This window comes from Streptomyces sp. NPDC006294 (assembly GCF_042870895.1).
Classification (GTDB): domain Bacteria; phylum Actinomycetota; class Actinomycetes; order Streptomycetales; family Streptomycetaceae; genus Streptomyces.
The window spans coordinates 323,169-349,411 of record NZ_JBIAHV010000005.1 but is presented as its reverse complement, the minus strand read 5'-3'; the positions used below and the strand labels follow the sequence as shown (position 1 = coordinate 349,411).

At 71.6% G+C, this 26,243-nt stretch carries 17 protein-coding genes and 1 pseudogene; 6 read left to right on the top strand and 12 right to left on the bottom strand.

The genetic code is table 11. The annotated features are described in order from the left end of the window. The first annotated feature begins 28 nt into the window (after window positions 1-28). From ACFYOP_RS11365 to ACFYOP_RS11355, 3 genes are all read left to right on the top strand, one after another. Entirely contained in the window at window positions 29-700 is a 672-nt protein-coding gene (locus ACFYOP_RS11365; protein WP_356892706.1) for a DUF6230 family protein, read from the top strand. Between the two features lie 97 nt (window positions 701-797). Further along, window positions 798-1,349, top strand: a complete 552-nt coding sequence (locus tag ACFYOP_RS11360; protein WP_356892708.1) for a DUF6114 domain-containing protein — start codon at window positions 798-800, stop codon at window positions 1,347-1,349. Between the two features lies 1 nt (window position 1,350). Further along, window positions 1,351-2,661, top strand: a complete 1,311-nt coding sequence (locus ACFYOP_RS11355; RefSeq protein ID WP_356892710.1) for a hypothetical protein — start codon at window positions 1,351-1,353, stop codon at window positions 2,659-2,661. Between the two features lie 394 nt (window positions 2,662-3,055). Here the strand turns inward: ACFYOP_RS11355 and pyk are convergent, their stop codons facing one another. The 3 genes from pyk to pta form a co-directional block, all read right to left on the bottom strand. Next, window positions 3,056-4,486 carry a pyruvate kinase gene (gene pyk / locus ACFYOP_RS11350; RefSeq protein ID WP_356892712.1) on the bottom strand — a complete coding sequence of 477 codons (1,431 nt, stop codon included), beginning with the start codon at window positions 4,484-4,486 and terminating at the stop codon, window positions 3,056-3,058. A 90-nt stretch (window positions 4,487-4,576) separates the two neighbouring features. Next, window positions 4,577-5,782, bottom strand: a complete 1,206-nt coding sequence (locus ACFYOP_RS11345; RefSeq protein WP_356892714.1) for an acetate kinase — start codon at window positions 5,780-5,782, stop codon at window positions 4,577-4,579. Next, window positions 5,779-7,872, bottom strand: a complete 2,094-nt coding sequence (gene pta, locus ACFYOP_RS11340) for a phosphate acetyltransferase (RefSeq protein ID WP_356892716.1) — start codon at window positions 7,870-7,872, stop codon at window positions 5,779-5,781. The genes ACFYOP_RS11345 and pta overlap by 4 nt, the downstream gene beginning before the upstream one ends. A gap of 330 nt (window positions 7,873-8,202) precedes the next feature. On the opposite strand from pta, the gene ACFYOP_RS11335 reads away from it, so the two are divergent. Continuing rightward, entirely contained in the window at window positions 8,203-9,228 is a 1,026-nt protein-coding gene (locus tag ACFYOP_RS11335; RefSeq protein WP_356892718.1) for an ATP-dependent 6-phosphofructokinase, read from the top strand. Window positions 9,229-9,291: 63 nt separating this feature from the next. Here the strand turns inward: ACFYOP_RS11335 and ACFYOP_RS11330 are convergent, their stop codons facing one another. The 3 genes from ACFYOP_RS11330 to ACFYOP_RS11320 all read right to left on the bottom strand — a co-directional run bounded on the left by ACFYOP_RS11330 (window position 9,292) and on the right by ACFYOP_RS11320 (window position 12,457). After that, window positions 9,292-9,930, bottom strand: coding sequence for a helix-turn-helix domain-containing protein (locus tag ACFYOP_RS11330; protein ID WP_388451346.1), 639 nt, complete (start codon window positions 9,928-9,930; stop codon window positions 9,292-9,294). 221 nt (window positions 9,931-10,151) lie between these two features. After that, the gene (locus ACFYOP_RS11325) at window positions 10,152-10,832 is read right to left on the bottom strand and encodes a response regulator (RefSeq protein WP_356892722.1); all 681 of its coding nucleotides are present in this window, start codon (window positions 10,830-10,832) and stop codon (window positions 10,152-10,154) included. Beyond that, window positions 10,829-12,457 carry an ATP-binding protein gene (locus ACFYOP_RS11320; protein WP_356892724.1) on the bottom strand — a complete coding sequence of 543 codons (1,629 nt, stop codon included), beginning with the start codon at window positions 12,455-12,457 and terminating at the stop codon, window positions 10,829-10,831. The genes ACFYOP_RS11325 and ACFYOP_RS11320 overlap by 4 nt, the downstream gene beginning before the upstream one ends. Window positions 12,458-12,584: 127 nt before the next feature. Here ACFYOP_RS11320 and ACFYOP_RS11315 point away from each other — a divergent pair, with 127 nt between their 5' ends. Then, complete coding sequence (locus ACFYOP_RS11315) at window positions 12,585-13,958, top strand: cation:dicarboxylate symporter family transporter (RefSeq protein WP_356892726.1); 1,374 nt, start codon at window positions 12,585-12,587, stop codon at window positions 13,956-13,958. 6 nt (window positions 13,959-13,964) lie between these two features. On the opposite strand, the pseudogene ACFYOP_RS11310 reads toward ACFYOP_RS11315, so the two are convergent. Both ACFYOP_RS11310 and ACFYOP_RS11305 read right to left on the bottom strand, forming a co-directional pair. Next, window positions 13,965-14,228, bottom strand: a pseudogene (locus ACFYOP_RS11310) (IS200/IS605 family accessory protein TnpB-related protein); the annotation flags it as partial. 60 nt (window positions 14,229-14,288) lie between these two features. Further along, complete coding sequence (locus ACFYOP_RS11305) at window positions 14,289-15,107, bottom strand: DUF6817 domain-containing protein (RefSeq protein WP_356892728.1); 819 nt, start codon at window positions 15,105-15,107, stop codon at window positions 14,289-14,291. A gap of 150 nt (window positions 15,108-15,257) precedes the next feature. On the opposite strand from ACFYOP_RS11305, the gene ACFYOP_RS11300 reads away from it, so the two are divergent. Beyond that, complete coding sequence (locus ACFYOP_RS11300; protein ID WP_356892730.1) at window positions 15,258-17,486, top strand: UvrD-helicase domain-containing protein; 2,229 nt, start codon at window positions 15,258-15,260, stop codon at window positions 17,484-17,486. Between the two features lie 48 nt (window positions 17,487-17,534). On the opposite strand, the gene glgB is transcribed toward ACFYOP_RS11300, so the two are convergent. The 4 genes from glgB to ACFYOP_RS11280 all read right to left on the bottom strand — a co-directional run bounded on the left by glgB (window position 17,535) and on the right by ACFYOP_RS11280 (window position 26,036). Continuing rightward, window positions 17,535-20,531 (bottom strand): 1,4-alpha-glucan branching enzyme, encoded by a 2,997-nt coding sequence (gene glgB / locus ACFYOP_RS11295; protein ID WP_388451344.1) that lies wholly within the window; start codon window positions 20,529-20,531, stop codon window positions 17,535-17,537. A gap of 201 nt (window positions 20,532-20,732) precedes the next feature. Beyond that, window positions 20,733-22,109: a maltokinase gene (locus ACFYOP_RS11290; RefSeq protein WP_356892734.1), complete on the bottom strand. Its 1,377-nt coding sequence runs from the start codon at window positions 22,107-22,109 to the stop codon at window positions 20,733-20,735. Window positions 22,110-22,287: 178 nt separating this feature from the next. Then, the gene (gene treS / locus ACFYOP_RS11285; protein WP_356892736.1) at window positions 22,288-24,042 is read right to left on the bottom strand and encodes a maltose alpha-D-glucosyltransferase; all 1,755 of its coding nucleotides are present in this window, start codon (window positions 24,040-24,042) and stop codon (window positions 22,288-22,290) included. Further along, the gene (locus ACFYOP_RS11280) at window positions 24,039-26,036 is read right to left on the bottom strand and encodes an alpha-1,4-glucan--maltose-1-phosphate maltosyltransferase (RefSeq protein WP_356892738.1); all 1,998 of its coding nucleotides are present in this window, start codon (window positions 26,034-26,036) and stop codon (window positions 24,039-24,041) included. The genes treS and ACFYOP_RS11280 overlap by 4 nt, the downstream gene beginning before the upstream one ends. Window positions 26,037-26,243: the final 207 nt, after the last annotated feature.

The following is a 26,243-nucleotide window of genomic DNA, read 5'->3' as shown; positions in this document are numbered from 1 at the left end:
AGATGTACGTCCGAGAAGGAGGAAAGTCATGGAGTCTATGGCTCGTGGTGGAACCAGATGGAAGCGGTTCGCCCTCGTCATGGTGCCGAGCGTGGCCGCGACGGCCGCGATAGGCGTCGGCCTGGCACAGGGGGCGCTCGCCGCGTCCTTCGCGGTGTCGGGCCAGGAGTTCAAGGTCACGGCCGGAAAGCTCGTCGGTGATGGGTTCGCCCAGTACGGCGGCGTCGACATGGGGTACAAGGACCTCAAGGGTGACGAGAAGGTCGCGCACCCCGTTGCGATCTCGACCTTCAAGAACGCGTCGATCACCAAGATGTGCCAGTCGGTCGTCACCGACGTCCCGTTCGTCGGCAAGGTCACGCTGCGGCTGACCGCCGGCGACAAGGGCACCGACGTCCGGGCAGAGAAGCTCTACCTGGACATCTCCGAGCTGGACGCGAACGCCAAGTTCGAGAACATCGACATCGGCGTCGCGACCAAGGACACGGACAACCCGGCAGGCGGCCCCGGCCCCGCGGGCAAGGGCCCGGCGGTCAAGGACGCCTCGGTCCTGCCCAACGGGTTCGCCCAGCAGGCCGACCGGGCGACCCTGACCGGCGTCAAGCAGAAGGCGTGGGCGACGACCGCCGGCACCTTCGAGCTCAGCGGTCTGAGCATGCGCCTGCACCAGGGCGACGGTCCAAAGGTCGAGTGCTACTGACGGTAGCCCCGTCCGGGCGGGCGGGTGAAACTCTGGCAGCTTCGCCCGCCCGCCACTCTCTTCACACAGCAACGCCAGTACCAGGGAGCTGTTTTCCATGAGCGCCGAGACTGCAGTGGCACAGGGCCAGGACGAGCACTACATCCGCGTCCTTCGGCGGAACTTCCGTATCTGGCGGGGACAGCGGCCGTTCTGGGCGGGTCTGCTGACCCTGCTCGGTGGGATCCCCATCGCCTACATCCCGTACGCGACCTTCAAAATCGGCCACATGAACCTCGCGATGCAGACGACGGCGGGGGCCGGCTCGCTGATCATCGGCGTGCTGCTGGTCACGCTGGGTCTGACGATGTGGTTCCAGCACATCGTACGGGTGTTCGCGGGCGTCGCCACGATTCTCCTGGCGCTGGTCTCCCTGCCGATCGCCAACTTCGGCGGCTTCTTCGTCGGCTTCGCCCTCTCGCTCACCGGCGGCGCCCTCTCGCTGTCGTGGGTGCCGGACAAGACCCCGCGGTCCGCTGCCGAGGCCGAGGAACCGGTCTCGGGCGACGACGCCGACACCCCGGCCGTACCCGAGCAGTGGGACGGCCACGGCACGGACACGCACGAGACATTCATCGAAGGCAACGGCGGGAGGAACAGTGCCGGGTGACGTGACACCACCGCTGACCGCGACCGCGGGCGGCGACGGCTCGCGGGAGAGAAAAGGGCCGCGGCACGCCGCCCCCAGGAAGTCGCTGCTCACCAAGCTCCAGTTGCCCGCGAGCAGGGCGATAGCCCTGGCCGCGATGCCCACCGCCGTCTTCGTCGGCATGGGACTCACGCCCAAGCTCGCCCTGGCCGACGACAAGGAGATCCCCTTCGCGCCCGGCCCGTGTGTGACCCGCTCGGACGAGCCGTCGGAGTCCGCCTCGCCGTCCGCCTCGTCGTCGGCGAAGCCGTCCGCGTCGCCGTCACCGACGGACACAGCCGCACCGGAGCCCACTCCGAGCGCCACGTCCTCGTCCGGACCGGACGGTCAGGCCGAGGAGCCGAAGCCCGCAGAGAGCCCGTCCGCCTCCGCGGCCGGCACGGAGCCGGAGGTGCTCGCGCCCGAGCCGTCCGCGAGCGAGACCAGGAACCCGCTGGACCCGCTGGGCGTGGGCGACAAGGTCAAGGACTTCTTCGACGGCGTCGGCGACACGCTGCGGGGCGAGACGGAGCCGGCGCAGACGCCGTCCCCGAGCGAGACCGCGACGAAGCCGGCCGAGGAGCCGGCGGAGAAGCCCGCGGCCGCGGCGCCCGCCGACGAGCCGGCGGACACGCCGGTGGAGAAGGCCACCGACGCGGTGGACGGCACCGTCGACAAGACCAAGGAAGCGATCAAGGACGCCGCCGAGAAGGCCGGCGCCGAGGTCGAAGAGCTGGACGAGGACGTCAAGGGACTCGACCCCGTCAAGGACGAGGCCATCCCCGACGGCGCCAAGCCCCGCTTCCCGTGCCCGACCCCGGACCCGGACGCCCTGGCGGCCGCCGAGGTCGAACCGGGCCTGCCGCTGCTCCCGGACGAGCCGTGGATTCTCGAGAGCTCGATGCTCACCCTGACGGGCCTGGACTACCACGGCATCGTCGAGGTGAAGACCGGCAGCGGCAAGATCAAGAAGGTCCTGAAGTTCACCGCGACGGGCGTGGACATCAAGGACCTGCACCAGCTCACGGTCGGCCCGGCCGGCACGACCGGGCATGTCGAGGCGCGCAAGGGCTCGACCTCGACCATCCGCGACGGCACGGTGACCATGTACACGGAGGAGCTGAAGGGCAACCTCTTCGGCATCATCCCGATCACCTTCAGCCCCGAGACCCCGCCGCCGGTGAACGTCCCCTTCGCGATGTTCACCAACGTGAAGGTCACCCAGGCCGGCCAGTTCGGCGGGACGCTGACGGTTCCCGGCCTGCACAACTACTTCACCGGCGGCAACGCCTGAACCCAGGACCACCGGGAGCCGCGAAAAGGCTGTGGGTCGCACCCGTTCAGGGGGGTGCGGCCCACAGTCGTCGCCGGGCCCGGCCGTCGCGTACGGGGAAGCCGGACTCAGGTCGTGACCTCGACCCCGTCCGTGTCCCAGGCGCGGGCGAACCCGGTGCCACGTGCCGAAACGGTCACCGTCCCGGCATCGTGGTCGATGTCACCCGCGACCCCACCGGGGGCGACCGGCGGCCATTCCTCATCAAGCAGGTGTATCAACCTCCTGAGGCAGTTGCCCATCGTCCGCATGTGTGTCAGGGGGGTGACACAGTCGCGACGAGAGAGACGAAAGAAGGGCGGCCTCCCTACCCCGCAGGGTCCGGAGGCCGCCCGTGAGGCGACGGAGGGTGTCGTCAGTCGTTGGCCTGGCCGCCCAGGTGGTGGACGCGGACCATGTTCGTCGTGCCGGGGACGCCGGGGGGCGAACCGGCCGTGATGATCATGGTGTCGCCCGCGTTGTAGCGCTGGAGCTTCAGCAGCTCCGCGTCCACCAGGTCGACCATCGCGTCCGTCGTCTCGACGAACGGCACCAGGAAGGACTCCACGCCCCAGCTCAGGGTCAGCTGGTTGCGGGTGGACTCGTCGGTGGTGAAGGCCAGGATCTGCTGCTCGGCGCGGTAGCGGGAGAGGCGGCGGGCCGTGTCGCCGGACTGGGTGAAGGCGATCAGGGCCTTGCCGCCCAGGAAGTCCGCGATCTCGGCGGCCGCGCGGGCGACCGAACCGCCCTGCGTGCGGGGCTTCTTGCCGGGGACCAGCGGCTGGAGGCCCTTGGAGAGGAGCTCCTCCTCCGCCGCGGTGACGATCTTCGACATCGTCTTGACGGTCTCGATCGGGTACGCGCCGACCGACGACTCCGCGGAGAGCATGACCGCGTCCGCGCCGTCCAGGATCGCGTTGGCGACGTCGGACGCCTCCGCGCGGGTCGGGCGGGAGTTGGTGATCATCGACTCCATCATCTGGGTCGCCACGATCACCGGCTTGGCGTTGCGGCGGCACAGCTCGATGAGGCGCTTCTGCACCATCGGGACGCGCTCGAGCGGGTACTCGACGGCGAGGTCGCCGCGCGCCACCATCACCGCGTCGAAGGCCGCGACGACGTCCTGCATGTTGTCGACCGCCTGCGGCTTCTCCACCTTGGCGATGACGGGGACCCGGCGGCCCTCCTCGTCCATCACCTTGTGGACGTCCTTGACGTCGGCCGCGTCGCGGACGAAGGAGAGGGCGACCATGTCGCAGCCCATGCGGAGCGCGAAGCGGAGGTCCTCGACGTCCTTCTCCGACAGGGCGGGGACGTTGACCGCCGCGCCCGGCAGGTTGATGCCCTTGTGGTCGGAGATGACGCCGCCCTCGACGACGATCGTCTTGACGTGGGAGCCGTCGACCTCGACGACGCGCAGTTCGACGTTGCCGTCGTTGATCAGGATCTGGTCGCCCTTGGAGACGTCCTGCGGCAGGCCCTTGTAGGTGGTGCCGCAGATGGACTTGTCGCCGGCGACGTCCTCCGTGGTGATGGTGAACTCGTCGCCGCGGACCAGTTCGACCGGTCCCTCGGCGAAGGTCTCCAGGCGGATCTTGGGGCCCTGTAGGTCGGCGAGCACGCCCACGGCGCGGCCGGTGTCCTCCGACGCACGGCGGACGCGGTGGTACCGCTCCTCGTGGTCGGCATGGGTCCCGTGGCTGAAGTTGAAGCGGGCCACGTTCATACCGGCCTCGATGAGCGCTTTCAGCTGCTCGTATGAGTCGACGGCGGGGCCCAGTGTGCAGACGATTTTGGAACGGCGCATAAGGCGGATCCTATCGGTTTGTTTCCCTGCGGAATATTCCGTCTGGTGGAATGTACAAATGGGCGCCAGCCCGCTCAGGCGTTCATCAATTCACTTCACCAGCTCGAAGGTCTGACGCGCGATCTCGAGCTCCTCGTCCGTCGGGACCACGGCCACCGCCACCCGCGCGCCCACGGGCGAGATCAGCCGTGCCTGGCCCGGTGCCACGGCGTTCAGCGCGGCGTCCAGCGCCAGGCCGAGGCTCTGAAGGCCGGTGATCGCGGCCTCCCGCACGGGCGCCGCGTTCTCCCCGACGCCGGCCGTGAACGCCACCGCGTCCACCCGCCCGAGCACCGCGAAATATGCGCCGATGTACTTCTTCAGCCGGTGGACGTAAATGTCGAACGCCAGTTGTGCGCGCTCGTCGCCCTGCTCCATACGGCGGTGGATCTCCCTCATGTCGTTGTCCCCGCACAGACCCACCAGACCGCTCTTCTTGTTGAGCAGCACGTCGATCTGGTCCGTGCTCATCCCGGCGACCCGCTCGAGGTGGAACGTCACCGCCGGGTCGATGTCCCCGGAGCGCGTACCCATCACGAGGCCCTCCAAGGGCGTCAGCCCCATCGAGGTGTCCACGCACCGGCCGCCGGCCACGGCGGAGGCGGACGCGCCGTTGCCGAGGTGCAGCACGATGACGTTCACCTCCGACGGGTCCTTGCCGAGCAGCGCGGCCGTGGCCCGGGAGACGTACGCGTGCGAGGTGCCGTGGAAGCCGTAGCGGCGGATCCGGTGCGCGTCCGCGGTCTCGACGTCGATCGCGTACCGGGCCGCCGCCTCCGGCATCGTCGTGTGGAAGGCCGTGTCGAAGACCGCGACCTGCGGCAGGTCCGGGCGCAGCGCCCGCGCCGTACGGATGCCGGTGACGTTCGCGGGGTTGTGCAGCGGCGCGACCGGAATGAGCCGCTCGATCTCCGCGAGCACTTCGTCCGTGACGACGGTCGGGGCGCTGAACCGCAGCCCGCCGTGGACGACGCGGTGGCCGATCGCGGCCAGCTCGGGGGAGTCCAGGCCGAGGCCGTCGAGCGCCAGCTCGTCGGCGACCGCCTTGAGCGCCGCCTCGTGGTCGGCGACCGGACCGGAGCGCTCGCGGCGTCCGGAGCCCTTGCCCTCCGGCGGCGTGTGCACCAGGCGGGACGTCGCCTCGCCGATCCGCTCGACCAGCCCGACCGCCAGCCGGGACGAGTCCCGCATGTCGAGCAGCTGGTACTTCACCGACGACGAGCCGGAGTTGAGGACGAGGACGCGGGTGGCGGTCATACGGAGGGCTCCTGGGCCTTCGACGGGTCCTGGGACTGGATCGCGGTGATCGCGACCGTGTTGACGATGTCGCTGACCAGCGCGCCGCGCGACAGGTCGTTGACCGGCTTGCGCAGGCCCTGGAGGACCGGCCCGACCGCGACGGCGCCCGCCGAGCGCTGCACGGCCTTGTACGTGTTGTTGCCGGTGTTCAGGTCCGGGAAGATCAGGACCGTCGCCCGGCCGGCGACCTCCGAGTCCGGCAGCTTGGTCGCCGCGACGGACGGCTCGACGGCCGCGTCGTACTGGATCGGGCCCTCGATCCTCAGATCCGGACGGGCCGCGCGCACCAGCTTGGTCGCCTCCCGCACCTTGTCCACGTCGGCGCCCGACCCCGAGGTGCCCGTCGAGTACGACAGCATCGCGATCCGCGGCTCCACCCCGAACCGGGCCGCCGTCGCGGCCGACTGGACGGCGATGTCGGCGAGCTGCTCGGCGTCCGGGTCCGGGTTGACCGCGCAGTCGCCGTACACGAGGACCTTGTCGGCCAGGCACATGAAGAACACGGACGAGACGATCGACGCCTCGGGCTTGGTCTTGATGATCTCGAACGCGGGGCGGATCGTGGCGGCCGTCGAGTGGACCGAGCCCGACACCATGCCGTCGGCCAGGCCCTCCTGCACCATCAGGGTGCCGAAGTAGTTCACGTCCGCCACCACGTCGTACGCCAGCTCGACGGTCACGCCCCGGTGGGCCCGCAGCCCGGCGTACCGCTCGGCGAGGGACTGGCGCAGCTCGGAGGTCGCGGGGTCGATCAGCTGGGCGGCCGACAGGTCGATGCCGAGGTCGGCGGCCTTCTTGCGGATGGTCTCCGTGTCGCCGAGCAGGGTCAGGTCGCACACGTCCCGGCGGATCAGCACGTCGGCCGCGCGCAGCACGCGCTCCTCGGTCCCCTCGGGCAGCACCACCCGGCGGCGCTCGGCGCGCGCCTGCTCCAGCAGCTCGTGCTCGAACATCATCGGTGTGACCCGGCTGCTGCGGGCCACGGCGAGCCGCGCCAGCAGGTCGGCGGTGTCCACATGGCGCTCGAAGACACCGAGCGCGGTCTCCGCCTTGCGTGGTGTGGAGGCGTTCAACTTGCCCTCCATGGCGAACAGTTCGCCCGCGGTGGGAAAACTGTTGCCCGCCACGGAGACGACCGGGGTGCCGGGGGCGAGACGCGCCGCGAGCGTGAGGATCTCCTCGCTGGGCCGCTCGTTCAGCGTCAGCAGGACGCCCGCGATGGGCGGAGTCCCCGCCGAGTGCGCGGCCAGCGCGCCCACCACCAGGTCTGCGCGGTCGCCCGGCGTCACGACCAGGCAGCCGGGGGTCAGCGCCGGCAGGAAGCTCGGCAGCATCGCCGCGCCGATGACGAAGTCGAGGGCGTCACGCGCCAGGCCGGAGTCGTCGCCGAGCAGGACCGTGCCGCCGAGGGCGTGGGTGATCTGGGCGACCGTGGGCGCGGAGAGCGCGGGGTCGTCGGGGATCACGTAGCAGGGCACCGGGAGGCGGGCCGAGAGCCGCTCGGCTATGCCCGCGCGCTCGTCGGGGGCGACCCGGTTGGCGACCATCGCGAGGACGTTGCAGCCCAGGCCGTCGAAGGCGCGGAAGGCGTTGTGCGTCTCCGCCCGTACGGACAGGGGCGGCTGGTCCTTCCCGCCCACCACCGCGATCACACTGGCGCCGAACTCGTTGGCGAGCCTGGCGTTGAACGCCAGCTCGTCCGGAAGCTGGGTGCCCGCGTAGTCGGTGCCCAGGACGAGGACGACCTCGTACTGCCTGCCCACCGCCAGGAAGCGTTCCACCAGGCGCGCGACCAGTTCGTCCGCGCCCTTCTCCGCCTGGAGCGCGGCCGCCTCGTGGTAGTCCATGCCGTAGACCGAGGCGGGGTCCTGGGAGAGCCGGTAGCGCGCCCGCAGCAGTTCGAAGAGGCGGTCGGGGCCGTCGTGGACGAGGGGGCGGAAGACGCCGACCCGGTCCACCTGGCGGGTCAGGAGCTCCATGACCCCCAGCTCGACCACCTGCCGTCCGTCGCCGCGGTCGATCCCGGTCACGTACACGCTCCGTGTCACGCGTGCTCTCCCGTCCGTGCTCATGACGTTGCCGACGTCCCCGATGCCCCGACGTCCGGAGCCCGGGCGTGCCACCGCCCCGAGCGCTCCGACGCGGCCCGCCCGCGGCGCTCCCCGGGCCGTGGGGCCGGTCGGCGGGACGGGCGCGCCGGAGAGCCGCTCGGGGCGGCAATGCCTCTTGACAATACCTCCGAGGGTGGCTAGGACGCCCGCCGGGCGAGCGGGGCACGGCGGCGGGCGCGGAGTAGCCGGGAGCGCGGCCGCTCCCGGGTGCGTGGGACAATCGGACGTGGCTCACCCGGAGGACCGACGAGCAGGAGAGACGGCACGATGCGCATCGGAGTTCTCACCGCAGGCGGCGACTGCCCAGGTCTGAACGCTGTGATCCGGTCGGTCGTGCACCGCGCCATGACGGGTCACGGCGACGAAGTCATCGGTTTCGAGGACGGCTTCAAGGGCCTCCTCGACGGCCACTACCGTCCGCTCGACCTCAACGCCGTCAGCGGCATCCTCGCCCGCGGCGGCACCATCCTCGGCTCGGCACGCCTGGAGCGCGGCCGGCTGCGCGAAGCGGCGGAGAACGCGGCCGAGTTGGCGAAGCAGCACGGCCTGGACGCGCTCATCCCGATCGGCGGCGAGGGCACGCTCACGGCGTCCCGGATGCTGGCCGACGCCGGGATGCCGGTCGTCGGCGTCCCCAAGACGATCGACAACGACATCTCCTCCACCGACCGCACCTTCGGTTTCGACACCGCGGTCATGGTCGCCACCGAGGCCATCGACCGGCTCAAGACCACCGCCGAGTCGCATCAGCGGGTCATGGTCGTCGAGGTCATGGGCCGGCACGCCGGCTGGATCGCGCTGGAGTCCGGCATGGCGGGCGGCGCGCACGGCATCTGCCTGCCCGAGCGGCCCTTCGACGTGAGCGACGTGATCAAGATGGTCGAGGAGCGGTTCGCCCGCGGCAAGAAGTTCGCCGTCATCTGCGTCGCCGAGGGCGCGCACCCGGCCGAGGGCTCGATGGAGTACGCCAAGGGCGAGATCGACCAGTTCGGCCACGAGCGGTTCCAGGGCATCGGCAACCGGCTCGCCACCGAACTGGAGCGCCGGCTCGGCAAGGAGGCCAAGCCGGTCATCCTCGGCCATGTGCAGCGCGGCGGCACGCCGACGGCGTACGACAGGGTGCTCGCCACGCGCTTCGGCTGGCACGCGGTGGAGGCCGCGCACCGGGGGGAGTTCGGCAGGATGACCGCCCTGCGCGGTACGGACGTGGTGACGGTGCCGCTGGCGGAGGCGGTCACGCGGCTCAAGACCGTCCCGGCGAGCCGGATGGTCGAGGCGGAGTCCGTGTTCTGACAGTGTTCCGCGGCTCCGCACGGGCGCGCGGGCGGTCTCGGGCGGAAGCGGGAGGCCGCCGCGTCAGACCTGACGGCCCGTCGCGGCCCCCCGGCCGCGTGCCAGTTCCCAGAAGTGGTCGACGATCCGGGCCAGGAACTCCCGCCCCGGCTCGCCCGTGTCCTGGGCCGCGTCGCCCCAGCTGAGCGTGGCGACCATCCGGGCCTGGTAGTCGGTGTGGAGTTGCTGGAGCACGTCCTCGATGTGGTCGCGCTCCAGTGGAAGCATCTTGCCGACCGGCCGTACGTACGCCTGCCAGCGCGAGGTCACCGCGCTCTGCAGCAGCTCGGCCAGCTGCCGGTCGAGGCCGGTGGCGGCGAGTAGTTCGCGGGGGGCCAGGCCGAGCGCGCCGGCGAGGGCGGCGGTCTGCCGCTCGTTCCCCCGCCACCGGCCCGACTCCTCCATCTGCAGATACGCGGAGGCGTCCATGCCCACCCGCCGGGCCAGCTCGTCCGGCGCGAGGCCGCGGGCGATCCGGTGTTCGCGCAGGGTCGTCGCGGCGGCCAGCAGCTCACCGGGCGAGCACCACAGGACCCCGGCGAGCGCGGTCAGCTCCCGGGCGTCCGGCGCGGCGTGCCCCCGCTCCCAGGCCGCGACCGTGTCGGGGGTCACCTGCATGCCGTACTGGGCGCGCAGCCCGTACGCCACATGACCGGGCGCCATCCCCAGGGCCTCGCGCAGACGGCGCGCGGCGGGGGCGTTGAAGGGCGGGGAAGGGGTGTGCTGCACGCGCACAACCTAGAGGCGGCGGACCGTCCGTGACTACGGTGCGTACGCATAAAGCCACGATTCGTGGAAACATCCGACTCGGGCACGCCGGGAATATGTCGACGGTGGTTACCGGCCGGTCGGCGGCGGCGATCCCCGGAACGGCCCGCCCGGGTTCAGCGGACCGTGCTGATCCAGCGGTACTGGAGCTCCGGGCGGCCGATCTGGCCGTACTGGGGCGCGCGGACCGCCCGCCCGGCGGTGACCAGGTGTTCCAGATAGCGGCGGGCCGTGATGCGCGCGACGCCGACGGCGGCGGCGGCCTCCGTGGCGGTGAGCCCCTGCGGCGACTCGCGCAGCGTCCGCGTGACCGCTTCCAGCGTCGGGCCGCTGAGGCCCTTGGGGAGCGTCGCGCCGCTGCGGGGGGTGCGCAGGGTGGCGAGCGTGCGGTCGACCTCGTCCTGCCCGCTGGCCTCGCCGGCGGAGGAGCGGAACTCGGCGTACCGCGCGAGCCGGTCGCGCAGGGTGGCGAAGGTGAACGGCTTGAGGACGTACTGCACGACGCCGAGGGACACGCCCTCCCGGACGATGGCCAGGTCGCGGGCGGAGGTGACGGCGATGACGTCCGCCAGATGGCCGGCCGCGCGCAAGGACCGTACGAGCGCCAGGCCGTGGCCGTCCGGGAGGTAGAGGTCGAGCAGCAGCAGATCCACCTCCTTGCGCTCCAGGACCCGTACGGCCTCGGCGCGCGAGTGGGCGATCCCGGCGACCTCGAAGCCGGTGACCCGGCCCACGTACAGGGCGTGCGCGTCGGCGGCGACCGGGTCGTCCTCGACGACCAGCACCTTGATCGTCACGCGGTCACCTCCACGGGTCTCAGCGGCAGACGGACGGTGAACTGGGCGCCGCCGTCCGGGCCCTGGGCCAGCTCGACGGTGCCACGGCCGCGGTGCACCGCCTGCCGCACCAGCGCGAGCCCGAGCCCGCGGCCCGCGCCGTGCGTGGACCAGCCGCGCCGGAACACCTCCGAGGCGTCCTGGGGGTCGACGCCGGCGCCGGTGTCGCCGACCCGCAGCAGCACCTCACCACCGTCGACCCGGGCGGTGACGGTCACCCGCGGGCGCTCGCCGCGGGGCGGCGGCACGTCCTCGGCGCCGGCCGGCGGCTCGGAGGCCGCGTCGACCGCGTTGTCGATCAGGTTGCCCAGGATGGTCACCAGGTCGCGGGACGGGAGGGTGCGGGGGAGGACGCCGTCGTCGATGCGGCTGTCCTCGGTGAGGACCAGCTCCACACCGCGCTCGTTCGCCTGCGCCGCCTTGCCGAGCAGCAGCGCCGCCAGCACCGGTTCGCCGACGGCGTCGACGACGCGGTCGGTCAGGGCCTGGGCGAGCTCCAGCTCCGCGGTGGCGAAGTCGACCGCCTCGTCGGCCCGGCCCAGCTCGATCAGGGAGACGACGGTGTGCAGCCGGTTGGCGGCCTCGTGGGCCTGGGAGCGCAGGGCCTGGGTGAAGCCCCGCTCGGAGTCGAGCTCGCCGGAGAGCGCCTGGAGCTCCGTGTGGTCCCGCAGGGTGACCACCGTGCCGCGCCGTTCGCCGCCCACCACCGGCCGGGTGTTGACGACGACGACCCGGTCCGCGGAGAGATGGACCTCGTCGACCCGCGGCTCGGAGGCCAGCAGCGCACCGGTCAGCGGCGGCGGCAGCCCGAGGTCGGCGACCGGGCGCCCCACCGGGTCCTCGCCCAGCCCGAGCAGCTCCCGCGCGCCGTCGTTGGCGAGCGCGATCCGGCGGCTGCCGTCGAGCATGACGAGTCCTTCCCGTACGGCGTGCAGGGCGGCCTGGTGGTAGTCGTGGACACGGCCGAGCTCGGTCGCGTTCATGCCGTGGGTGTGGCGGCGCAGCCGCGCGTTGATGACGTACGTGCCGAGCCCGCCGAGCGCGAGCGCCGCCCCGGCCATGGCGAGCAGCGCCGTGACCTGGTCGCGTACCTGCTCGGTGATCTCCTCGACGGTGATGCCGGCGCTGACGAGCGCGACGACCTTCCCGCCGTCGTACACCGGGGCCACCGTGCGTACGGACAGGCCGAGCGTCCCCACGTACTGCTCGCTGTAGACCCGGCCGGCCAGCGCGGGCTCGATATGACCGAGGTAGGTGCGTCCGATCCGCTCGGGCACGGGGTGCGTCCAGCGCCGTCCCGCCGGGTCCATGATCACGACGAAGTCCATGTCGGCGTCCTCGCGCAGACCCTCCGCGTACGGCTGGAGCGCCGCCGACGGGTCGGGGGAGCGCACGGCGGCGGCGACCGACGGCGAGCGGGCGGCGGCCGCCGCGGTGGCCCGCGACTGCAGGCGGGCGCTCTCCTCGGCCTGCGACCGGTCGGTCAGATACGCGAAGAGCGCGAAGCCCGCCACGATCGCCGCGACGAGCACGGCCTGCATCGCGAAGAGCTGGGCCGCGAGGCTGCGAGGACGGGGTATGCGCATGGGTTCAGTCTGCCTGGCCGGATTTGTGTGAACGAAAGGAACGCAAGGGTGACCGGCGTCACGCCCCGATGGATAGTCGCTGAGATCCACCGGGACGTGGACGCACAATCCAACGAGGAGGCACCCCGTGGCGACTACAGCCGCAGGCCGGCGAGACCGTACCCATTATCTGTATCTGGCAGTCATCGCCGCGGTGGTGCTCGGCATCATCGTCGGGTTCGCCGCCCCCGGGGTGGCCGTCGAGCTGAAGCCCATCGGCAAGGGCTTCGTGAATCTCATCAAGATGATGATCTCGCCGGTCATCTTCTGCACCATCGTGCTCGGCATCGGCTCGGTGCGGAAGGCGGCCAAGGTCGGCGCGGTCGGCGGACTGGCCCTCGGCTACTTCCTCGTCATGTCGACCGTGGCCCTCGCCATCGGCCTGGTCGTCGGCAACGTGCTGGAGCCGGGCTCCGGTCTCCACCTGACCGACGCGGCACGCGAGGCGGGCGCCGAGCAGGCGGCCGGCGGCGGGGAGAGCACCGCGGACTTCCTGCTGGGCATCATCCCGACGACGCTGGTCTCCGCCTTCACCGAGGGCGAGGTGCTGCAGACGCTGCTCGTCGCGCTGCTGGCCGGCTTCGCGCTCCAGGCCATGGGGTCGGCCGGCGAGCCGGTGCTGCGCGGCATCGGACACATCCAGCGCCTGGTGTTCCGCATCCTGGCCATGATCATGTGGGTCGCGCCGGTCGGAGCGTTCGGCGCCATCGCCGCCGTGGTCGGCGAGACCGGTCTCGACGCGCTGAAGTCGCTGGCCGTCATCATGATCGGCTTCTACGTCACCTGCGCCCTGTTCGTCTTCGTGGTGCTGGGCCTGCTGCTGCGCCTCATCGCCGGGATGAACATCTTCACGCTGCTGAAGTACCTGGGCCGTGAGTTCCTGCTGATCCTGTCCACCTCCTCCTCGGAGTCCGCGCTGCCCCGGCTGATCGCGAAGATGGAGCACATGGGCGTGAGCAAGCCGGTGGTCGGCATCACGGTCCCGACCGGCTACTCCTTCAACCTCGACGGCACCGCGATCTATCTGACGATGGCCTCGCTGTTCATCGCCAACGCGACGGGTGCGCCGCTCAGCGCCTCCGAGCAGATCTCGCTGCTCGTCTTCATGATCATCGCCTCGAAGGGCGCGGCGGGCGTCACCGGAGCGGGCCTCGCGACGCTGGCCGGCGGTCTGCAGTCGCACCGGCCGGACCTGGTCGACGGCGTGGGCCTGATCGTCGGCATCGACCGCTTCATGAGCGAGGCGCGCGCCCTGACGAACTTCGCGGGCAACGCCGTGGCCACCGTCCTGGTCGGCACCTGGACGAAGGAGATCGACAAGGACCGGGCCGCCCAGGTGCTCGCGGGCAAGGTCCCCTTCGACGAGAAGACCCTGGTCGACGACCACGCCGCGCACGGCGGCGACGACGCGGCCGAGGTTCCCGCGCCGCGGGACGACGAGCGCGAGCCCGTGAAGGTCTGACCGTTCCTAGTCAGTGGGCAGGAGTGGGTCTTGGACCCATTCCTGGTCGCTGCGGGCACCCCGAACGGTGTTGGGTGGCCTGGTTCCCCGCTTTCGCGCCGCGTCCGGTGGCACGCATCGTGTGCGTGGTCCGGGGATGCGGGGGCGGGGTCCCTCACGCCCGAGGGTGCCCGGGTCGGCCTGGACGGTCCGATGCCCGTGCACATCGCTTGGGTGTGCACGGGGCGGTGTCGTCCGTCGCCGGATCGGGTGCCCCTGGGCGCGTCTGCCGTAGGGCCCCCGTCCCGCGGGCCCTGGAGGCCCCGTCGAGCCGGGTGCGTGCCAGGTCGCTCACCGGGGCCGGGAGGAGGTCCTCTTGAGGGACAGCGACACGCGCTCGCGGCCGTCGCCGTCCTCCGTCTCGACGCTCAGGACGGTGAAGGCCAACTCCTGGCCCTCACTGATGACATCGGCCGGGGAGTCCACATGGCCCCAGGACACCTCGGGGATGTTCAGCACGGCCACCACGCCGCCCAGTTCCACGAAGGTGACGCCGAAGCCGGCGATGACGGACACCACTCCGGTGACCACGTCGCCCTGTCGGAGCCCGCGCAGAAACGCCCGGCGTTCCTCGCCGCGCAGGGTGAGCACGTCGCGGGCGTCCGCCTGGGCGGGCTCGCTCAGCAGGGGGCGCCATGCCGTGAACAGCCGCAGCAGCGCCCCGCCGTGCTCGGCCCGGCCGGCGGCGCTGACCTCGGCCAGGTCGAGTTCGTTGGCGGCCGTGAGTTCGGCGAGGTCCTTCCGCTGCTGGAGCGTCGGCGCGAAGGTGGAGCCGGTGAAGCGGTTCCGGAACGGGCCGTCCGCCTGGGGCAGCGCCCGGTACGAGACCTTCCGGTCGCAGCCGGCGTAGAAGTGGACCAGCTCCTCCGCCTCCGCGCCGATCACCGCCGACAGCTCGCCGCGCCGCCCGAGCGGCAGCAGCGACTGCGGGAAACCGTCCGTCCCGTAGAACGCGTGGCACAGGCCGGCGAGTCGCAGCGCGGGGCGTGCGCTCCAGCCGTCCAGTCGTGCCCGTACCCGCTCCAGATGGGAGAGCAGCGTCCCGCCCGGATGCTGCAGGTCCTGCGCGCCGCACGCGCGCAGAAGCGCGCGGGCCTCGTCCGTCCCCATTGATGCCCCCGTGGTCAGTGGACACAAGAAACCCCGGTCCGAATTGACGGCCGGGGTATTTCGCTGCGTATATTTGGGGTTTCCGTGTTCGTGAATGCATAACGTCACGGAGAAGTTCAATAAACGTACCTTACCGCGTCAGGAGCTGAATTGTCAACCGAGGAATTGCGACGGGAACAGCAATTCGTCTCCCTCGTGCACGAGCGGCTCGATCAGCTCCGTGGCGAGGCCGAGGCCGCTCTGAGCAGCACGATCGCGCAGGGCGGGACCGGTCGGCAGGCGCGGGTGGAGCGGGACATCGGGGTCGTGGAGCACTCCGCGACACTCGCCGCGCTGAATGCCGCCGACACCGGGCTCTGTTTCGGGCGCATCGACCGGCGGGACGGGGTGACGCATCACATCGGACGTACCGGAATCCGCCGTGACGACGCGGAAAGGACGCCGCTGCTGATCGACTGGCGGGCTCCGGTCGCGCGACCGTTCTATCTCGCCACCGGTTACGAGCCGATGGGGCTGCGCCGCCGCCGGCACATCACCACGCAGGGGCGGACGGTCACCGCGCTGCACGACGAGATCATGGATCTCGCCGACACCACCCGCACCGGACACGAGTCCCACGACGCGGACGAGGTGCTGCTCGCCGCGCTGAACAGCGCCCGAACCGGGCGGATGGGCGACATCGTGTCGACCATCCAGGCCGAGCAGGACCGGATCATCCGCGCCCCGCAGAGCGGCGTGCTCGTCGTGGAGGGCGGGCCGGGGACGGGGAAGACCGCCGTGGCGCTCCACCGGGCCGCGTATCTGCTGTACGCGCACCGGGAGCAGCTCGCCAGGCGCGCGGTGCTGATCGTCGGGCCCAACCCGGCCTTCCTCGGCTACATCGGGGAGGTGCTGCCCTCGCTCGGCGAGACCGGCGTGCTGCTGTCGACGGTCGGCGAACTCTTCCCCGGCGTGCACGCCACCGGCGCCGACACCCCCGCCGCCGCTGCCCTCAAGGGCGGCGCCGCCATGGCAGACGTACTGGCAGAGGCGGTACGGGACCGGCAGCGGGTGCCGGACAAGGACGCGCCGCTCGTCGTCCCGCACGACGACGGCGATCTCGTCATCGACTGGGGCATGGCCGTCGAGGCGCGCCACAAGGCCCGCGAGACCGGGCTGCCGCACAACCTCGCCCGGCCGCATTTCGTGTTCCGGATCATCGACGACCTGACCGCCCAGCTCGCGGACCGTATCGGCGCCGACCCCTATGGCGGCCCCAACTTCCTCGGCCCCGACGACATCGCGCAGCTCGGCAAGGCCGTCGCCGCCAGCGCCGACGTGCACGCCGCGATCGCCACGCTGTGGCCGCCGCTCACCCCGCAGGAGTTCCTCGCGGACTTCCTCGCCGAGCCGGTCCATCTGCCCGAGGAGGAGGCCGCGCTGCTGCGGCGCGAGACGGGCCCGTGGACCCCCGCCGACGTGCCGCTCCTCGACGAGGTCGCGGAACTCCTCGGTGAGGACGACTCCGCCGCCCGCGCCCACGCGGAGGCCGAACGCGCACGGCAGATCGCCTACGCGCAGGGCGTCCTCGACGTCTCGTACGCGTCGCGGACGTACGAGTTCGAGGACAAGGAGGACGAGGACTCGGAGATCCTGGCCGCGCACGACATCATCGACGCCGAGCGGATGGCGGAGCGGCAGGAGGAGGCCGACCACCGCAGCGCCGCGGAACGCGCCGCCGCCGACCGGACCTGGGCCTTCGGGCACATCATCGTCGACGAGGCGCAGGAGCTGTCGCAGATGGCGTGGCGGCTGCTGATGCGGCGCTGCCCCACCCGTTCGATGACGCTGGTCGGCGACCCGGCGCAGACCGGGGACGCGGCGGGCTGCGCCTCGTGGCAGGACATCCTCGAGCCGTACGTCGGCGACCGCTTCGAGCACACGACGCTCCGCGTCAACTACCGCACGCCCGCCGAGATCATGGAACTGGCGGCCGAGGTGCGGCGCGTCGAGGACCCCGGGTTCCGGCCGCCGCGCTCCGTGCGGTCGACGGGCGTCGATCCGTGGCAGGTCGCCGTGGAGCCGGCGGGTCTGGCCGAGACCGTCGCCGCCCGGGTCGCCGGCGCGCCCCACGAGGGCCGGATCGCGGTGATCGCCCCGACCGCGCTGCACACCGCCCTCGCCGACGCCCTCCCGGGCGTGACCGCCACCGGTGAGCCCGACCTGACGCAGCCGGTCGTGCTGCTCGACGCGAGGGCCGCCAAGGGCCTGGAGTTCGACACCGTGATCGTGGTGGAGCCGGAGCTGATCCGCTCCGGCTCCGTACACGGCGTGAACGACCTGTATGTGGCCTACACCCGGGCCACTCAGCGCCTGGGAGTGGTCCGCACCGCCCGGTAGGCGCCGGGGACGGTCACGGGCCGAGGGCCGTGACCGTCCCGGAGCGCCTCACGCCGGGCGGAACCAGACCGTCGCCAGCGGCGGCAGCGTCGGGGCGATCGACGTACGGCGGCCGTGCGACTCGACCTGCTCGGGCTTCAGCGGGTCCGGGTTGAGCACGCCGGAGCCGCCGAAGCGCTCCTCGTCGGTGTTGAGGACCTCGCTCCAGGCGGAGACCGACTCGGGGACGCCGAGGCGGAAGCCGTGCCGCACCACCGGCGAGAAGTTGCTCACCACGAGCAGCGGCGCGCCGTGCCGGTCGAAGCGCAGGAAGGCGAAGACGTTGTCCTCCCAGGCCCCGCCGTCCACCCACGCGAACCCCTCGGGCACGGTGTCCTGCTGCCACAGCGCGGGAGTCGCGCCGTACACCCCGTTCAGCTCGCGCACCAGGTCCCGTACGCCGCGGTGGTCGGGCTCCGCCGAGTACGACGGGTCGAGCAGCCACCAGTCGGGGCCGTGGCCCTCCGACCACTCGGCGCCCTGGGCGAACTCCTGCCCCATGAAGAGGAGTTGCTTGCCCGGGTGGGACCACATGAAGCCCAGGTACGCGCGGTGGTCGGCCCGCTGCTGCCACCAGTCGCCGGGCATCTTGCTCACCAGCGCCCGCTTGCCGTGCACCACCTCGTCGTGCGAGATCGGCAGCACGTAGTTCTCGCTGTAGGCGTACACCATCGAGAACGTCATCTCGTTGTGGTGGTACTTGCGGTGCACCGGCTCCTTGGAGACGTACACCAGCGAGTCGTGCATCCAGCCCATGTTCCACTTCAGGCCGAAGCCGAGCCCGCCGTGGTCCGTCGGCCGGGTCACCCCGTTCCACGCCGTGGACTCCTCGGCGATCGTCACGACACCCGGATTGCGCCGGTAGACGGTGGCGTTCATCTCCTGGAGGAACGCGACGGCGTCCAGATTCTCCCGGCCGCCGTGCTCGTTCGGCGACCACTGGCCGTCCTCGCGGGAGTAGTCGAGGTAGAGCATGGAGGCGACCGCGTCGACCCGCAGCCCGTCGATGTGGAACTCCTCGCACCAGTACGTCGCGTTCGCCACCAGGAAGTTGCGGACCTCCTTGCGCCCGTAGTCGAACTCGAGCGTGCCCCAGTCGGGGTGCGCCGCCCGCGCCGGGTCGCTGTGCTCGTACAGGGGACGGCCGTCGAACTCCGCCAGCGCCCAGTCGTCCCGCGGGAAGTGCGCCGGCACCCAGTCCACCAGCACCCCGATGCCCGCCCGGTGCAGACTGTCCACCAGGTGCCGGAAGTCGTCGGGGGTGCCCATCCGGGACGTCGGCGCGTAGAAACCGGTCACCTGGTAACCCCAGGACCCGCCGAACGGATGCTCGGCCACCGGCATGAACTCCACATGCGTGAAGCCGAGGTCCTTCACGTACTGCGGGAGCTGCACCGCGAGCTGGCGGTACGTCAGCCCCGGCCGCCAGGACGCGAGATGCACCTCGTAGACCGACATCGGAGCCTCGTGGAGCGGCCGGTCGCCACGGTGCGTCATCCACTCCTGGTCGCCCCACTCGTGGTGCGACTCGGTCACGATCGACGCGTTGGCCGGCGGCACCTCGGTACGCCGGGCCATCGGGTCGGCCCGCTGCGTGTACGAGCCGTCCGGGCGCATGATCTCGAACTTGTACAGCGCTCCGTCGCCGATGCCGGGCAGGAACAGCTCCCACACCCCGGTCCCGCCGAGCGAGCGCATCGGGAAGCCGGTGCCGTTCCAGAAGTTGAAGTCGCCGACCACCCGCACGCCGCGGGCGTTCGGCGCCCAGACGGTGAACCGCGTGCCGGTGACCTTCTGGTGGGTCATCGGGTGGGCGCCGAGCGCCGTCCACAGCTCCTCGTGCCGGCCCTCGCCGATCAGATGCAGATCGAGATCGCCGAGCGCGGGCAGGAAGCGGTACGGGTCCTCGACCTCGAAGCCGTCCTCGTGGCCCTCGTAGGTGACGAGAAGGCGGTACTCGGGGGTGGAGGTCAGCGGGAGGACACCGGAGAAGAGGCCGTCGCCGTCGTCGTGCAGCTCGGCCCGCAGGCCCTTGGCGAGAACGGTGACGGTCAGCGCGTGCGGCCGGAGCACCCGCAACTGGACGCCGCCGCGCACCGGGTGGGCGCCGAGCAGGGCGTGCGGGTCGTGATGGCCGCCGCTCAGCAGCCGGGCCCGGTCCTCGTCGCCGAGCGGCTGCGCCGTACGGACCCCGCGCTGCCCGTCCCGCGGCCGGGGCGCACCCGCCGGCGCGGCGGCTGCGGTCCCCTCGACCCGGTCCGCTCCGCCGCCGACTGCACCCGCGGCACCTTCCGCCGCTCCGGCGCCGGCGGCCGTGGACCGGTCGGCCCCGGTCCCGCTCGCGCCGGCGGCTACGGCCTCGGCCGCCGTGCCGGCCGAGGCGCGGCCCGCGCCGGTGGGTGCGTTCTTGCCGGCCGCAGCCGGGCGGCTCGCCCCGGTCTTCCCGGAGCCGGCCCGTGCGGCCTTCGCCCGTGCGGCGCCCTTGCGCGCGGGCTTCCGGCCGGCCCCCGTGGCCGCCCGGCCTGCCCGCTCCGCTTCGGCGGAAGCGGAGCGGGCGGCGCGCGCCGTGTCGGCGGAATCCGTCTCCTCCGAGCTGGGCCCGACCGGCTCCGGCACGGTCGCGACCGCCTCGGCGGTGACGACCGCGGAACCGGCCGTGTCCGCCCGCGCCCGCTTTGTACGGCCGGACCCCCGGGCCCGCCCCGTACCGGCCACCGGCTCGCCGCCGTCCGGCACCGTCCCGGCACGTGCGCGGGTCCCGGCCGCCAGGGAGTCACCGGCCTGGCGCTCCGGGCCCGCTCCCGCCCCGTCCTGCGGGTCGGCGGCATCCGCCGCATCGGCCGCGGCGGTGCCCGCCCGCCCGGCGCGGCGGCGCCGCGTGCCGGACCCGGCCGCCTCCGTGGTGGCGGAGCCGGTCGGCGTGTCGTGTTCGGCGCCGGGCTCGCCCGGCCCGGCGGAGGCGGGGCGTGCTCCCGTGCCGCGCACCGGATCCGGCCCGGCCGGCACGGCGGGGTCGGTTTCTGCGCTGTGCGTCTCGGTCGGCTGGTGCGGGACTTCCGGTCCCGAGGACTTGCGGGACGACGGTCGGGCGGTCACGGATTCTGCCTCCTCAGGCGGCCAACTGCGGTAACGGCGGTAACTGCGGCGGAGCGCGGGCGAACTGACGGCGGGACAGGGCGGGTCGGCCGGTCGGGGACGGGCGGTCGGTCAGTCCGGTGCGGCGAGACGTTCGATCGCGGCCATCGGCACCGGCAGCCAGTCCGGCCGGTGCCGTGCCTCGTAGACGGCCTCGTAGACGGCCTTGTCGGTCTCGTACGCGCGCAGCAGCTCGGGCTCCTTGCGCGGATCGTCGCCGCCGGCCTCGGCGTACCCGTCGCAGTACGCCTCGCGGCACCGCTCGGCCCAGGCCGGGTTCCAGGGCCGGTGGGTGCGGGCCGCGTAGTCGAAGGACCGGAGCATGCCCGCCACGTCCCGTACGGCGGGCTGCGGCCGGCACCGTTCGGTGAGCGGCTTGGCGGGCTCGCCCTCGAAGTCGATGACGGACCACGGGGTGTCCTCGGGGCCCCGCAGTATCTGGCCGAGATGCAGGTCCCCGTGGACCCGTTGGGCGGCCCAGGTGCGGCCGCGCGCGCCGAGCGCCTCGACCGCGTCGAAGGCGGCGCGCAGCCCCGGTACGTACGGCAGCAGTGCCGGCACCGCCTGCGCCGCCGCGTCCAGCCGGCGGACCATGGCCGCCGCCAGCCGCTCGGTGTGCGGGCCGCCGAGCTTGACCGTGGGCAGGGCGTCGGCGAGCGCCGTGTGCACCTCGGCGGTGACCCGGCCCAGCGCGCGGGCCTCGCCGAGGAAGGGCCGGCCGTCCGCCAGGGCCTCGAGCGCCAGCACCCAGCCGTCGCGCGAGCCCGGCAGGAACGGCTGGAGCACGCCCAGGGTGAAAGGTTCCGGCGCGGCCGCCTCGTACCAGGCGACCGGTACCGGCACCCGTCGGCAGCCGGCCCGGGCGAGGGCGAGCGGCAGTTCCAGATCGGGGTTGGGGCCGGGATGGATACGGCGGAAGAGCTTGAGGATGTAGGCGTCGCCGTAGACGAGTGAGGAGTTGGACTGCTCGGCGTCCAGGGGCCGGGCGGCCAGCTCCGCCGGGATCGCGGGCGCGCCGTCGAACCGGTCGAAGCGCAGCGGCCCGAGCGAGCCGGGGGTGCGCAGCCGTTCCAGCAGCAGCTTGGCGAGCCGGGGGTCGCGGGTCCCCTCGTACACGGTCCGCCCGGCCAGCGGTCCTTCGGTGAGATGGCCGATCAGCGCGGGGGCGAGGGCCGGTGGCAGGGTCTCGCGGACGCCGAGAAGCAGCTGGTAGCAGTCGTCGGACGAGGGCGACGGCGATTCTTGCTGCCGGACCCGTACGAGCAGATGCAGCAGTCCGGGACCCGGCCCGTTCATGGGCAGCAGCTCCGTCGCGGAGACGAGCGAGAAGCCTGCGACCGCGCAACCCTTGCCCGCGAACCAGCGCTGGCCGGGCAGCCATCGGCGCAGCAGTGGGGCGAGTGAGGGAAGCAGACCGAGCGGAGTCCGGGTGGATGCAGCCTCCGACATGGGCATCGCGTCCTTTCCCCGGGTACACCACGAATGCGCAAAGTGTCCCGGATTGCAGCTGTGGCTGTCCGGCGGCGCGCGGGGATGAGGGGGGAGTGCCCGGTGCGGGGCGGCGGAAACCGCCCCGCCGGAGTAGGGGGGCGCCTTTCGGACGGGACGGATTCCCCTTGCAGGCACGTCAGGATTTGGTCACGACGGCCTTCGTCTCCCCGATGGCCTTCGCGTCCTTGCGCAGCCGGAACCAGTAGAAGCCGTGCCCCGCGAGGGTCAGCAGATACGGCCACTGCCCGATGGGCGGGAACCGCACGCCGCCGATGAGCTCCACCGGATGCCGTCCGGCGAACGTCCGCAGATCGAGCTCCGTCGGCTGGGCGAACCGCGAGAAGTTGTGGACGCACAGCACCAGGTCGTCGCCGCCCTCCTCCTGGGAGGGCGCCTCCCGCAGGAACGCGAGCACGGCCGGATTGGACGACGGGAGCTCCGTGTAGGACCCGAGCCCGAAGGCCGGATTCTGCTTACGGATCTCGATCATCCGCCGCGTCCAGTGCAGCAGCGACGACGGCGACGACATCGACGCCTCGACGTTGGTGACCTGGTAGCCGTAGACCGGGTCCATGATGGTCGGCAGGTAGAGCCGTCCCGGGTCGCAGGAGGAGAAGCCCGCGTTGCGGTCGGGCGTCCACTGCATCGGGGTGCGGACCGCGTCCCGGTCGCCGAGCCAGATGTTGTCGCCCATCCCGATCTCGTCCCCGTAGTAGAGGATCGGTGAGCCGGGCAGCGACAGCAGCAGCGCGGTGAACAGCTCGATCTGGTTGCGGTCGTTGTCCAGCAGGGGGGCGAGCCGCCGGCGGATGCCGATGTTGGCGCGCATCCGCGGGTCCTTGGCGTACTCCGCGTACATGTAGTCGCGCTCTTCGTCCGTGACCATCTCGAGCGTCAGCTCGTCGTGGTTGCGCAGGAAGATGCCCCACTGGCAGTTCTTCGGGATGGCCGGCGTCTTGGCCAGGATTTCCGAGACCGGGTAGCGGGACTCGCGCCGGACCGCCATGAAGATGCGTGGCATCACCGGGAAGTGGAACGCCATGTGGCACTCGTCGCCGCCGACCCGGTAGTCGCCGAAGTAGTCGACGACGTCCTCCGGCCACTGGTTGGCCTCGGCCAGCAGCACGGTGTCCGGGTAGTGGGTGTCGATCTCCTTGCGCACCCGCCTGAGGAAGGAGTGGGTGCGCGGCAGGTTCTCGCAGTTGGTCCCCTCCTCCTGGTACAGATACGGCACGGCGTCCAGCCGGAAGCCGTCGATGCCCAGGTCCAGCCAGAACCGCAGCGCGGAGATGATCTCCTCCTGCACCGCGGGGTTCTCGTAGTTGAGGTCCGGCTGGTGGGAGAAGAACCGGTGCCAGTAGTACTGCTTGCGCACCGGGTCGAAGGTCCAGTTCGACGCCTCGGTGTCGACGAAGATGATCCGGGCGTCCTGGTACTGCTTGTCGTCGTCGGCCCAGATGTAGTAGTCGCCGTAGGGCCCGTCCGGGTCGGTGCGGGACTCCTGGAACCACGGGTGCTGGTCGCTGGTGTGGTTCATGACGAAGTCGATGATGACGCGCATGCCGCGCTGGTGGGCGGCGTCGACGAACTCGACGAAGTCGGCCAGGTCGCCGAACTCGGGCAGTACGGAGGTGTAGTCGGCGACGTCGTAGCCGCCGTCCCGCAGGGGGGACTTGAAGAACGGCGGCAGCCACAGGCAGTCCACGCCCAGCCACTGCAGATAGTCCAGTTTCGCGGTGATGCCCTTCAGGTCGCCGACGCCGTCGCCGTTGCTGTCCTGGAAGGAGCGGACCAGGACCTCGTAGAAGACGGCCCGCTTGAACCAGTCGGGGTCGCGGTCGCGTGCGGGTGTGTCCTCGAACGTGTCGTGGACGGGCTCATTCACGATCATGATGTGGGTGACCCTCCGGTCGGCTGGGACGGTCGCAGGGTGAGGATGTGCGCGGGCGCGGTACCCGGCTCGAGGCGCACATAATTGGCCCTGCCCCAGTGATAGGTCTCGCCGGTGAGCTCGTCGCGCACCGGTACGGTCTCGTCCCCCTCGAGACCGAGTTGCGGCATGTCCAACGAGACCGTGGCCTCCTGGGTGTGGTGGGGATCGAGGTTGGCGACGACGAGGACGACGTCCGGTCCGGAGCGCTTCGAGTAGGCGATCATCCGGTCGTTGTCGATGTGGTGGAAGTGGACGTCGCGCAGTTGCTGGAGCGCCGGATGGCGGCGCCTGATCCGGTTGAGCGTGGTGATCAGGGGTGTGATCGTGCGGCCCTCCCGTTCGGCCGACTCCCAGTCACGGGGCCTGAGTTGGTACTTCTCCGAGTGTCGGTACTCCTCGCTGCCGACCCGCAGCGGGACGTTCTCGCAGAGTTCGTAGCCCGCGTAGAGACCCCAGGACGGGGACAGCGTCGCGGCGAGCACGGCCCGCACCTCGTAGGCCGGCCGGCCGCCCTCCTGGAGATAGGCGTGCAGGATGTCGGGGGTGTTCACGAAGAAGTTGGGCCGCATGTGGGCGGCGGCCTCGCCGGACAGCTCGGTGACGTACTCGGTGAGCTCGTGCTTGGTGTTGCGCCAGGTGAAGTACGTGTACGACTGCTGGAAGCCGATCGCGCCCAGGGTGTGCATCATGGCCGGCCTGGTGAACGCCTCGGCCAGGAAGATGACGTCGGGGTCGGAGCCGTTGATCTCCGCGATCACCTTCTCCCAGAAGACGACCGGTTTCGTATGCGGATTGTCGACCCGGAAGATCCGTACACCGTGGTCCATCCAGAACCGCAGCACCCGCACCGTCTCGCGGACGATGCCCTCCATGTCCGCGTCGAAGGCGATGGGGTAGATGTCCTGGTACTTCTTCGGCGGGTTCTCCGCGTACGCGATGGTCCCGTCGGCCCGGTGGTGGAACCACTCCGGATGCTCCTTCACCCAGGGGTGGTCGGGGGAGCACTGCAGTGCGAAGTCGAGCGCCACCTCCATCCGCAGCGACCGGGCGGCCGTCACGAAGTGGTCGAAGTCGGCGAGGGTGCCGAGGTCGGGGTGGACGGCGTCGTGCCCGCCGAATGCGGAGCCGATCGCCCAGGGCACGCCGACGTCGTCGGGGCCCGCGGTGAGCGTGTTGTCGGGGCCCTTGCGGTGGGTGGTCCCGATGGGGTGGATCGGCGGCAGATACACCACGTCGAAGCCCATCGCGGCGACGGCGGGCAGCCGCTCCGCGGCGGTGCGGAAGGTGCCGGAGACCGGCGGCTCGCCCTCCTTGACGACGGCGCCCTCGGACCGGGGGAACAGCTCGTACCAGGAGCCGTAGAGCGCCCGTCGCCGCTCCACCAGTAGGGGCAGCGGCGGGGAGGCGCTGACCAGTTCGCGCAGCGGGTGACGGGACAGAGCGGCGTCCGCGTCGGCGGCGAGCGCCGCGGCGAGCCGCGCCTTCGCCGGCCGCGCCGTGTCGCGCAGCGCGTCGACGGCGGCGAGCACGGCCTCCCGGCCGTCCTTCTTGGGCACCCCGGCGGCGGCGCGTTCGTAGAGCTCCGCGCCCTCTGCCAGCACCAGTTCGGTGTCGATCCCGGCGGGGATCTTGATGCCGGCGGTGTGCCGCCAGGTGGCGACGGGATCGCTCCAGGCCTCGACGGTGTAGGTCCAGTGGCCTTCTGCGGCGGGGGTGACCTCCGCTCCCCACCGGTCGGTGCCGGGGGCGAGCTCCCGCATGGGAGTGAAGGGACCGGGGCGGCCCTTCGGGTCGTACAGCACGACATTGGCGGCGACAGCGTCATGGCCCTCGCGGAAGACCGTGGCGGTGACCTGGAAGGTCTCACCCGCCACGGCCTTCGCGGGCCTTCTGCCGCAGTCGACGAGTGGGCGGACGTCCAGGACGGGGATGCGACCGATGAGCGAGTTCACAACATCACCTGAGGGCTGTGCGGGCAGGTCGGATGGAGCGGAATGTCTCGTTTGTGCGGGCCCAGTCTCATTTGACTAGGTTTTATTTGTATCTGCTGAGTCGGTGACTGGCGGGCTGCGGGCATGTCCGCTCCTGTCCGCGTTCACTCGGTTGGACGGTCGGGAGGCCGATCGGGGGGTGCTCTCGCCTGCGTTCCGGGTGAGGCT

Coding starts and splice junctions, on each gene's coding strand:
- pyk (WP_356892712.1), bottom strand. CDS start 4,486: ATGCGCCGTTCCAAAATCGTCTGCACACTGGGCCCCGCCGTCGACTCA.
- ACFYOP_RS11320 (WP_356892724.1), bottom strand. CDS start 12,457: ATGCGCATACCCCGTCCTCGCAGCCTCGCGGCCCAGCTCTTCGCGATG.
- ACFYOP_RS11305 (WP_356892728.1), bottom strand. CDS start 15,107: ATGGGGACGGACGAGGCCCGCGCGCTTCTGCGCGCGTGCGGCGCGCAG.
- treS (WP_356892736.1), bottom strand. CDS start 24,042: ATGATCGTGAATGAGCCCGTCCACGACACGTTCGAGGACACACCCGCA.
- ACFYOP_RS11345 (WP_356892714.1), bottom strand. CDS start 5,782: ATGACCGCCACCCGCGTCCTCGTCCTCAACTCCGGCTCGTCGTCGGTG.
- ACFYOP_RS11335 (WP_356892718.1), top strand. CDS start 8,203: ATGCGCATCGGAGTTCTCACCGCAGGCGGCGACTGCCCAGGTCTGAAC.
- ACFYOP_RS11290 (WP_356892734.1), bottom strand. CDS start 22,109: ATGTCGGAGGCTGCATCCACCCGGACTCCGCTCGGTCTGCTTCCCTCA.
- ACFYOP_RS11365 (WP_356892706.1), top strand. CDS start 29: ATGGAGTCTATGGCTCGTGGTGGAACCAGATGGAAGCGGTTCGCCCTC.
- ACFYOP_RS11330 (WP_388451346.1), bottom strand. CDS start 9,930: ATGGCGCCCGGTCATGTGGCGTACGGGCTGCGCGCCCAGTACGGCATG.
- ACFYOP_RS11360 (WP_356892708.1), top strand. CDS start 798: ATGAGCGCCGAGACTGCAGTGGCACAGGGCCAGGACGAGCACTACATC.